General features: G+C 74.2%; 7 protein-coding genes and 1 tRNA gene. 3 read left to right on the top strand and 5 right to left on the bottom strand.

Annotated elements, in window-relative coordinates; all coding sequences use genetic code 11:
• Nucleotides 1–6 precede the first annotated feature (6 nt).
• A complete protein-coding gene (locus PV350_RS08920; protein ID WP_500333311.1) occupies nt 7–681 on the top strand; it encodes a potassium channel family protein in 675 nt (224 codons plus the stop codon).
• A 37-nt stretch (nt 682–718) separates the two neighbouring features.
• On the opposite strand, the gene thrS is transcribed toward PV350_RS08920, so the two are convergent.
• The 3 genes from thrS to PV350_RS08935 all read right to left on the bottom strand — a co-directional run bounded on the left by thrS (nt 719) and on the right by PV350_RS08935 (nt 4588).
• Nucleotides 719–2701 (bottom strand): threonine--tRNA ligase, encoded by a 1983-nt coding sequence (gene thrS, locus PV350_RS08925; protein ID WP_499510814.1) that lies wholly within the window; start codon nt 2699–2701, stop codon nt 719–721.
• Nucleotides 2702–2834: 133 nt separating this feature from the next.
• Nucleotides 2835–4022, bottom strand: coding sequence for a hypothetical protein (locus tag PV350_RS08930; RefSeq protein WP_500333312.1), 1188 nt, complete (start codon nt 4020–4022; stop codon nt 2835–2837).
• Nucleotides 4022–4588: a DUF4365 domain-containing protein gene (locus PV350_RS08935; protein WP_499510816.1), complete on the bottom strand. Its 567-nt coding sequence runs from the start codon at nt 4586–4588 to the stop codon at nt 4022–4024. Before PV350_RS08935 ends, PV350_RS08930 begins: the two co-directional genes overlap by 1 nt.
• A gap of 172 nt (nt 4589–4760) precedes the next feature.
• Here PV350_RS08935 and PV350_RS08940 point away from each other — a divergent pair, with 172 nt between their 5' ends.
• Nucleotides 4761–5501, top strand: coding sequence for an exonuclease domain-containing protein (locus PV350_RS08940; RefSeq protein WP_500333313.1), 741 nt, complete (start codon nt 4761–4763; stop codon nt 5499–5501).
• Between the two features lie 47 nt (nt 5502–5548).
• Here the strand turns inward: PV350_RS08940 and PV350_RS08945 are convergent.
• Together PV350_RS08945 and PV350_RS08950 are read right to left on the bottom strand one after the other, a co-directional pair.
• A tRNA-Val gene (locus PV350_RS08945) sits at nt 5549–5620 on the bottom strand.
• 38 nt (nt 5621–5658) lie between these two features.
• Nucleotides 5659–6135 carry an SRPBCC family protein gene (locus tag PV350_RS08950; protein ID WP_499510818.1) on the bottom strand — a complete coding sequence of 159 codons (477 nt, stop codon included), beginning with the start codon at nt 6133–6135 and terminating at the stop codon, nt 5659–5661.
• Between the two features lie 80 nt (nt 6136–6215).
• Here PV350_RS08950 and PV350_RS08955 point away from each other — a divergent pair, with 80 nt between their 5' ends.
• Nucleotides 6216–8561, top strand: coding sequence for an SCO7613 C-terminal domain-containing membrane protein (locus PV350_RS08955; protein ID WP_500333314.1), 2346 nt, complete (start codon nt 6216–6218; stop codon nt 8559–8561).
• Nucleotides 8562–8715: the final 154 nt, after the last annotated feature.

Consider the following 8715-nt stretch of genomic DNA (forward strand, 5'->3'; position numbering starts at 1 on the left):
GGCCCCATGCCCATGGATGACGAGCGGCGGCTGCGGGAGTGGGAGCGTCGGGGCAGTGTGCCGCTGTCCATCGCGTCCCTGGTGTTCCTCGTCACGTACGCGGTGCGCGTGCTCGTCCCGGACCTGCCGCCCGAATGGTCCGACCTGCTGCTGACGATCACCATCGTGACCTGGGGACTCTTCGTGCTGGACTACCTGGTCCGGGTGGCCGTCGCGCCGCACCGCTGGAGTTACGTCCGCCGACGCTGGCTCGACCTGGTCGTGGTCGTCCTGCCGCTGCTGCGCCCGCTGCGTCTGCTGCAGATCTACGGGAGGGTCCAGGACCTCCACAAGCAGCCGCGGTTCTCCCTGGAGGCCCGGGTGATGGGGTACGCGGGGCTCAGCGCGCTGCTCCTCGGCTTCGCGGCGAGCCTGCAGGTGTACGCGGACGAGCACGACGCGCCCGGCGCGCAGATCCGCACCTACGGCCAGTCGGTGTGGTGGCTGTGCTCCACGATCACCACGACCGGGTACGGCGACCTCGTGCCGGTGACGGTGCGCGGACGGGTGATCGCGGTGGGGGTGATGTTCCTGGGCGTCGTCCTGATCGGCGCGGTCGTCGGGTCGTTCTCGGCCTGGCTCACCCAGAGCTTCCGCCGTGCCGACGAGCGGCCGGACGCGGGCGGGCCCCCGGAGGGCTGACCTCCGGGGGCCCGTCGCCGTGCATCGTGCCGGCGGCTCAGACCTGGACGCGGTCCTCGACGGCCTTGGCGATCTCGGCGATCGCCTCGTCACGCGGGATGCCGTTCTTCTGCGAGCCGTCCCGGTAGCGGAAGGAGACCGAGCCCGCCGCCATGTCCTCGTCGCCGACGATGACCATGAACGGCACCTTGCTGCGCTGCGCGTTGCGGATCTTCTTCTGCATCCGGTCGGCGGAGGCGTCCACCTCGACGCGCAGGCCCTTCCGCTTCGCCTCGGCGGCGAACTCCTGCAGGTAGGACACGTGCGCGTCGCCGATCGGGATGCCGACCGCCTGGACGGGGGCCAGCCACGCCGGGAAGGCGCCCGCGTAGTGCTCGAGCAGCACCGCGAAGAAGCGCTCGATGGAACCGAAGAGCGCGCGGTGGATCATGACCGGGCGCTGCTTGGTGCCGTCGGCCGCCGTGTACTCCAGGTCGAAGCGCTCGGGCAGGTTGAAGTCGAGCTGCACGGTCGACATCTGCCAGGTGCGGCCGATGGCGTCCTTGGCCTGGACGGAGATCTTCGGACCGTAGAACGCGGCGCCGCCCGGGTCCGGGACGAGCGGGAGGCCCTGCTTCTCGGCCACCTGCCGCAGCGTCTCGGTGGCCTCCTCCCAGATCTCGTCGGAGCCGACGAACTTCTCCGGGTCCTTGGTCGACAGCTCCAGGTAGAAGTCGGTCAGGCCGTAGTCGCGCAGCAGGTTGAGGACGAAGGTGAGCGTCTTGTCCAGCTCGTCCGCCATCTGCTCCTTGGTGCAGTAGATGTGCGCGTCGTCCTGGGTGAAGCCGCGGGCACGGGTGAGGCCGTGCACGACACCCGACTTCTCGTACCGGTACACGGTGCCGAACTCGAAAAGGCGCAGCGGCAGTTCACGGTACGAGCGGCCGCGCGCGTCGAAGATCAGGTTGTGCATCGGGCAGTTCATGGGCTTGAGGTAGTAGTCCACGCCCTCGTCGAGCTGCATGGGCGGGTACATGCCGTCGGCGTACCAGTCCAGGTGGCCCGAGGTCTCGAAGAGCTTCCCCTTGGTGGCGTGCGGGGTGTAGACGAACTCGTACCCCTCCTCCTCGTGCCGGCGGCGCGAGTAGTCCTCCATGACCCGGCGGACGATGCCGCCCTTGGGGTGGAAGACCGCCAGGCCCGAGCCGATCTGCTCCGGGATGGAGAACAGGTCGAGCTCGGAACCGAGCTTGCGGTGGTCGCGCTTCTCGGCCTCGACGAGGAAGTCCAGGTACTCCTTGAGCTCGTCCTTGGACGGCCAGGCGGTGCCGTAGATGCGCTGCAGCTGCTTGTTCTTCTCGCTGCCGCGCCAGTAGGCGGCGGCCGAGCGCATCAGCTTGAACGCCGGGACGAACCTGGTGCTGGGCAGGTGCGGACCGCGGCAGAGGTCCTTCCAGCACAGCTCGCCGGTCTTGGCGTCCAGGTTGTCGTAGATGGTCAGCTCGCCGGCGCCGACCTCCGCGGAGGCGCCCTCGGCGGCCTCGGCCGCGGAGCCCTTGAGGCCGATCAGCTCCAGCTTGTAGGGCTCGTCGGCGAGTTCCTCGCGGGCGGCGTCGTCGCCGACGGCACGGCGGGAGAAGCGCTGGCCGCGCTTGACGATCTCCTGCATCTTCTTCTCGATGCGCTTGAGGTCGTCGGGGTGGAAGGGCTTCTCGACGTCGAAGTCGTAGTAGAAGCCGTCCTTGATCGGCGGGCCGATGCCGAGCTTGGCCTCCGGGAAGAGCTCCTGCACTGCCTGGGCCATCACGTGCGCGGTGGAGTGGCGCAGGATGTTGAGGCCGTCCTCGCTGGCGATCCCGACGGGCTCGACCTCGTCGCCGTCGGCGACCTCGTAGGCGAGGTCCTTCAGCTGGCCCCCGACCCGCGCGGCGACGACGGTGCGGTCGCCGTCGAAGAGCTCGGCGGCCGTCGTGCCCGTCGTGACCAGCCGCTCTTCCTGCTCATCGGAATCGCGCTTGATGATCACACGGACGTCTGACACCGGTCTCTCCTGACGTATGTCCCACTGGGTCCGGCAGCGGAAAGCTGCACCGGTGAATCCTACCGAGCCGGGCGGGTGCCCCGCGAAGCGATGGCCCCCGGCGTCGGGGGCCGTCGCCCGGTGCGCCCCCCGGTCAGCCGCCGAAGGAGTCCTCGAAGGTGTCGACGCCGCCGTGCAGGGCCTTCATCAGCCGGTCGCGGTCGGCCTCGTCGACGTGGACGGGGGTCAGCGCCGACGGGTGGGTGAGGTGGCGGAAGCCGGTACGCCGCTCCAGCCGCCCGGAGAGCCGGACCGGCAGCCCGACCAGGTGCGCCTGGGCCGCGATGCGGTACCCCTCCTCGGACAGGCGGATGCGTACGTGGCGGACGTCCGCGCCGGCCAGGACGCGCAGCCGGATGCTGCCGCCCCCGGAGGGGCGCGGCCGGCGCAGCCGGGTGACGGTGCCGGTGACGCGTACGTCGACCGAGGGTTCCTCGCGCACGTAACGCTCACTGGCGGCCTCCAGCGCGGGGAGGTCGCCGGGGGAGAACTCGACCGGCTCCGGCACCCTGGCGAACCCCACGGGCGGCCCGGCCGCCGGGGCCCAGGCGAGGGTGACCACCACGCCCTCGGTGCCGCGCACCATCCGGATCAGGGAGTCGGCCAGTTCGTGGCAGACGCCGAGGCCCACCGCCGCGTCGAAGGCCTCCATGCCGCCGGTGGTCCGCTGGTAGTCCACGGCGTCCCGGGCCGCCTGCAGCGCGCGCAGCAGCGTGGTCACGGTGCGGCGGCCCTCGGGGACCGGCGCGTACGCGGTGAGCTGGTGCCCCGGCGCGGCACCGACCAGCACCTGCTCAAGGAAGGCGTTGGCGTGCCCGGTGTGGCGCGCGCCGAAGTAGCCGAAGCGGTCCCGCTCGGCGCGGGCGGCGGACATGAGCATGGCGCGGGCGGCCGCGCGCAGATGCTCCCCCGCCGTCCACGGCACGGCCGCGCCGGCGGCCGGCGGCAGCTCGCGGTGCCAGTGGATCTCGTCGCCGGGGACGGCGAGCGCGGTCAGCACCTCGCGCGCCGACGGCTCGCCGCAGCGGGCGAGGGCGTCGAGGGCCTCGCCCAGCAGCTCGGCGTGGTCGGCGTAGCGGGCGCCTGCGGTACGCCGCTCGGGCACCAGGAGGCTGGTCCGTGCGGCGGACTCCGGCTCGCCCGGGGGCGTCCAGCGCGTGTAGCGGCCCGGGGCACCGCCACGCCGCCGCCAGCCGTGGCGGGCGAGCAGCGCGACGAGGACGCCGGGGTCGACCCGCTCGGGGTCGGGCGGGACGAGTGCGTCGTCTGCCGTCCGGCTCATCAGGGCCTCCCTCCCGCCCCGACCCGCGTCATGATCTCGCACAGGGCCCGGTCGTCGAAGATCCGCGCGGTGGGTATCCGCACGGTCGTCTTGCGCTTGCCGGTCGCGGCGTGACCGGCGAGGTTCGTCCAGTAGCAGCAGTGCCGCAGCTCCAGCCGGTCGTGGCCGGCGCGCAGCCATTCCTCCTGGGTGCGCGGCACGAGCATCACCACGAGGATCTTGTGCACCGAGACCGGGGTCCGGGCCAGCTTCACCAGGTGCTCGTTCTCCAGGGTGAAGCCGAAGGTCGGACCGGGAGGCCGCGGGGCGACCTGGTAGGTGCACTTGAGCTGCACCTTGATCGTGACCTCGTCGTCCACACCGTGGCCGTGCGAACTGTGGCTTATGTGCCAGTCGATGCCGTTGTCCGGGAAGGGCTGGGCGAGCGAACAACCGGCGGCCGCCGCCACCGCATGCAGATAACCCACTTGGAGGGTTTCCATGCAGCTGGTGGTGGCGAGTCCGCCGCGCAGCGGTGCGTTCGGTTCGGACAGCAGCCCACCCGGGCCGGGCTGCTCGAGCGCCATCGCTCTCCGTGCCTTTCCGGGCGCGGGAATCTTAGTGATCCCCGTTGCCCTCTTCATCCCCACCAGCGACAAGTCGCAAACCGTTGCGGTTCGGTGACGTGCGGTCACGGGTACGTACCGTAAGGGCGGCCGCCGGCCGCCCGCATCCTGCGATCCGCACGGGAGGTGCGCCATGCCGCACTGGTACGACGGCCCGCTGGCCGCCTTCGACACGGAGACCACGGGGGTCGACGTGGAACACGACCGGGTCGTCTCGGCCGCGTTGGTGGTCGAGGACGCCCCCGGCATACCGGCCAGGACGACCCGCTGGCTGGTGGACCCGGGGGTCCCGGTGCCCGAAGGGGCCCGCGCGGTGCACGGGCTGGACGACGACTACCTCCGGGCGAACGGACGCCGTCCCGGCCCGGTGATGGAGGAACTGGCACGCGCGCTGGCCGACCAGGCCGCGGCCGGCGTGCCGCTCGTGGTGATGAACGCACCCTTCGACCTGACGCTGCTCGACCGGGAGTTGAAGCGCCACCGTGGCATGGCGCTCGACGCCTACCTGGTCCGCGGCCCGCTGCGCGTCCTCGACCCCCGGGTCCTGGACAAGCACCTCGACCGCTACCGCAAGGGCCGCCGCACCCTCACCGACCTGTGCGCGCACTACGGCGTGGTGCTGACCGACGCCCACGACGCCGCGGCGGACGCCCTCGCCGCGCTCGCGCTCGTACGGGTGCTGGGCCACCGCTTCTCCACCCGGATCGGCGGGGTGCCGCCCGCCGAACTCCACGCCCGCCAGGCCCTCTGGCACGCCGGCCAGGCCCGCGGGCTGCAGGCGTGGTTTACCCGCAGCGGCACGAACGACCGGGTCGACCCGGCCTGGCCGCTGCGGCCGACGCCCGCGCGGACCCCCGAGGAGCCGGCGGCCTAGGCACACGACAAAGGGCCGGTCCGTGATGGACCGGCCCTTCGCGACGGTGGGCGATACTGGGATCGAACCAGTGACCCCTTCGGTGTGAACGAAGTGCTCTCCCGCTGAGCTAATCGCCCGGGACGACCTGAACAATACAGGGCGCGGGCGGCTGCGTTCAAACGGCTTCCCGGCCCGGTGCCCCCTCCGCGCGCAGCCGGGCGGACAGGCCCCGTCGCCCCTGCCGCATCATCAGGGCGTGGTTCGCCCGGAACAGCGGCCGGCACGGGACGGCCAGCCGCCGCATCAGCGGCTTGTTGACGATCACGTCCTCCTCGAAGAGCAGCCGGGTGCCGCCGCCCGCCCCGTCCGCGCCGACCGTCCAGCGCACCCACCCCTCCAGGTCCCCGTACATCGCCACCTCCAGGACCCCCGCGCGCGGGTCGCGGCGGGTCTGGTGCGCGGTGACGAACAGGTCGTACGGCAGGACCGAGCGGAAGCGCAGGGTGCCGGCGGTCTCGCCGGTCTGCCGCACCTCGCGGACCTGGGGCCACCACACCGGGTACTCGTGCGGGCGCTCCAGGAGGCCGTACACGGCCTCGGGCGGGGCGGCGATCCGCCACAGGCTGCGGAAGCGGTAACGGCTCCAGTCCATGGAGCCAGTGTGCGTACTCAGCGCGGATCTGAGTACCAGCGCGCATGCCCGCTCACGTGGGCCGCGCCACACTCCGAGCCATGGAGACGATGCCCCCGCCGCACGACCGCTGTCCCGCGTGCGGCACCTACCTGCCCGCGACGGCGCCGCCCGCGTGCCCGCGCTGCGCGCTGCCCCTGGTCGGGCCGGTAGCAGAGGAACTGCGCGAGACCGACCGCGCCCTCCTGCGGCTGGACGCCGAACGCGGCCGCCTCATCGCGCGCCGCGGGCAGTTGCTGGCGCAACTGCGGCCGCCGTACCCGCCGGCGCCGTGGGGCACGCCGTGGGGTGCCCCGCCGCGCCGCGAGACCTCGCCCCGCGCGGTGCAGAACCTGCTGCTCGCCCTGGGCGGTGTGCTGCTGGCGGTCGCCGCGATCGCGTTCACCGTCATCAGCTGGGGCCACCTCGGCATCGGCGGGCGTGCCGCCGTCCTGGGCGCGCTGACCCTCGCGGCGACGGGCGTCCCCGTACTGCTGCTGCGCCGCACGCTGGCCGCCACGGCCGAGGTCGTCGCCTGCCTCGGCCTCGTCCTGCTGCTGCTCGACGCGTACGCGCTGCACCGCGTGGCGTTCCCCGGCGCCGACGGGCTGCGCTTCGCGGCGGTGTCCCTGGCCGTCGTCGCCGCGCTCTGGGCCGGGTACGGGAAGGCCCTCGGGCGGCTCGTGCTGCCGGTGCCCTTCGCCGTGGTGACCGGTCAACTCCCCCTGGTGCTGTGGGCGTCGGCCGCGGAGTCGGCGTACTGGCTCGCGGCCGCCCTGCTCGTCACGGCCGCGCTGGACGCGGCGGTCGCCCTCCTCACCGGCGGGCGCGGGACGCGGATCACCGCCGCCGTCGCCGGGACGGCCGTCGGTCTGGGCGCGCTGCTCACCGCGGGCGGGCTCTCCGTCTCGGCCGACGACGGCGGAGCGGCACTGCGCGCGGGCGTGCTGCTGCTGGGCGCCGCCGCGGTGGCGCTCACCGGCGCGCTGCGGCCCGCGGTGCCCGCCACCGTGTCGGGGATCCTGTCCGGGGTCGCGGCGCTCGCGGTCGTGGGCGCGGCCGGCGGGATCGTCCGGCCGGGCGTGCCCGGCGGCTGGATCGTGCCGGGCTACCTGGCGTGCGCCGCGGTCGTGCTCGGCGCGGCGGCCCTCGCCGTCCCGGCCCGCCTCCGCCCGGTGGCCGGCGGTCTCGCGGCCGGCGCCGCCGCGGTGCACGCCCTGGCCCTGCTGTGGGCGCTGCCCTCGCTGGTCGTGGGCGTGGTCACGCCCGACGCGTGGGAGGGCCCGTACGGCGCGGTCGCTGTGGCCGGGCTGCTCGCGGCGGAACTGGCCACGGCGGCGCGGCTGCACCGCGCCACCCCGTACGCCCCGCTCGCCGCCTCCGGCGCCCTGGTGGCGGCCGCGGTCGCCGTGTGCGTGCCCGGTCCGCTGCCCGTACGGCTCGTCGTCGTGGCCGCCCTGCTCGCGCTGTCTGCCCGGGCGCTCACGTGGACCGCCCTGGTGAGCGCGTGCGGGCTCGCCGTGACGGCCGTCGCGTGGGCCCACCCGGAGCGCACGGCGACGCTCACCGTGCTCGCCGTGCTGCTGGCCTGCTTCGGCGCGCTGTACGCCGTGGCCCCGCGCACCCGCGTGGTGAGCGGCGCCGCCGTGGTCGCCTGCGCGGCGGGCCTCGCCTGGACCGGACTGCCCGCCCACGCGGCCGCGTTCACCCTCCTCGCGATCGCCACGGCCGCCCAGGCTGCCGCCCTCCGCGCCCCCGGACGCCCCTTCGAGCACCCCGGCCACGCCGCGGCCCTCCTCGCGGTCGGCCTCGTCGCCGACGACCCCGCACTCCTCGCCCTGGCCCTCGCCCTCACGGGCGTCCTCGCCGCGGCCGTCGCGGCGCTGCGGGCCGACCGGCGGTGGCTCGGCTACGTCGCGACCTGCCTGATGATCGCGGCGAGTTGGGTACGCCTCGCGGCGTCCGACGTCCACGTCCCGGAGGCGTACACCCTCCCCGTCACGGTCGCCGCCCTGGCCGTCGGTGCCCTGCGGCGGCGCCGCGACCCCGCGTCCTCGTCCTGGGCCGCCTACGCCCCCGGGCTCTGCGCGACCCTCCTGCCCAGCCTCGCCGCCGCCTGGGGCGACCCCGGCTGGGTCCGCCCCCTGACCCTGGGCGCGGCCTCGCTCGCCGTGATGCTCCTCGGTGCCCGCCACCGGTTGGCGGCGCCGCTCCTGCTGGGGGCGGGCGTGCTCGCGCTCGACGCGCTGCACGAACTCGCCCCCTACATCGCCCAGGCCCTCGGCGCGGTCCCCCGCTGGGTGCCGCTCGCCCTGGCGGGCGTCCTCCTGCTCGGGGTCGGGGCGACGTACGAGCGCCGTCTGCGCGACGTCCGGCGCGTGCGGGACGCACTGGGGCGCCTCCGCTAAGAATGTGCCGGTGGGTTGTGGTTGCGGCCCGGTGGTTGTGTGCGGGTGCGTTGCGCCTGCGGCGGGCATCCCCCGCCCTCCCGCCCTCCCCCAGCCTTCGGCCGGGGGGACCCCCATCCGGCGCGGTCAGTGCGGGCTTCGCGCGGTTCGTGGA

The sequence above is a fragment of the Streptomyces sp. PA03-6a genome (assembly GCF_033792765.1).
Taxonomy (GTDB): Bacteria; Actinomycetota; Actinomycetes; order Streptomycetales; family Streptomycetaceae; genus Actinacidiphila.

What these genes read in the sequence shown, in the direction of transcription:
- PV350_RS08920 (WP_500333311.1), top strand. Translation starts at nt 7, where the DNA reads ATGCCCATGGATGACGAGCGGCGGCTGCGGGAGTGGGAGCGTCGGGGC.
- PV350_RS08930 (WP_500333312.1), bottom strand. Translation starts at nt 4,022, where the DNA reads ATGAGCCGGACGGCAGACGACGCACTCGTCCCGCCCGACCCCGAGCGG.
- PV350_RS08935 (WP_499510816.1), bottom strand. Translation starts at nt 4,588, where the DNA reads ATGGCGCTCGAGCAGCCCGGCCCGGGTGGGCTGCTGTCCGAACCGAAC.
- PV350_RS08940 (WP_500333313.1), top strand. Translation starts at nt 4,761, where the DNA reads ATGCCGCACTGGTACGACGGCCCGCTGGCCGCCTTCGACACGGAGACC.
- PV350_RS08950 (WP_499510818.1), bottom strand. Translation starts at nt 6,135, where the DNA reads ATGGACTGGAGCCGTTACCGCTTCCGCAGCCTGTGGCGGATCGCCGCC.
- PV350_RS08955 (WP_500333314.1), top strand. Translation starts at nt 6,216, where the DNA reads ATGGAGACGATGCCCCCGCCGCACGACCGCTGTCCCGCGTGCGGCACC.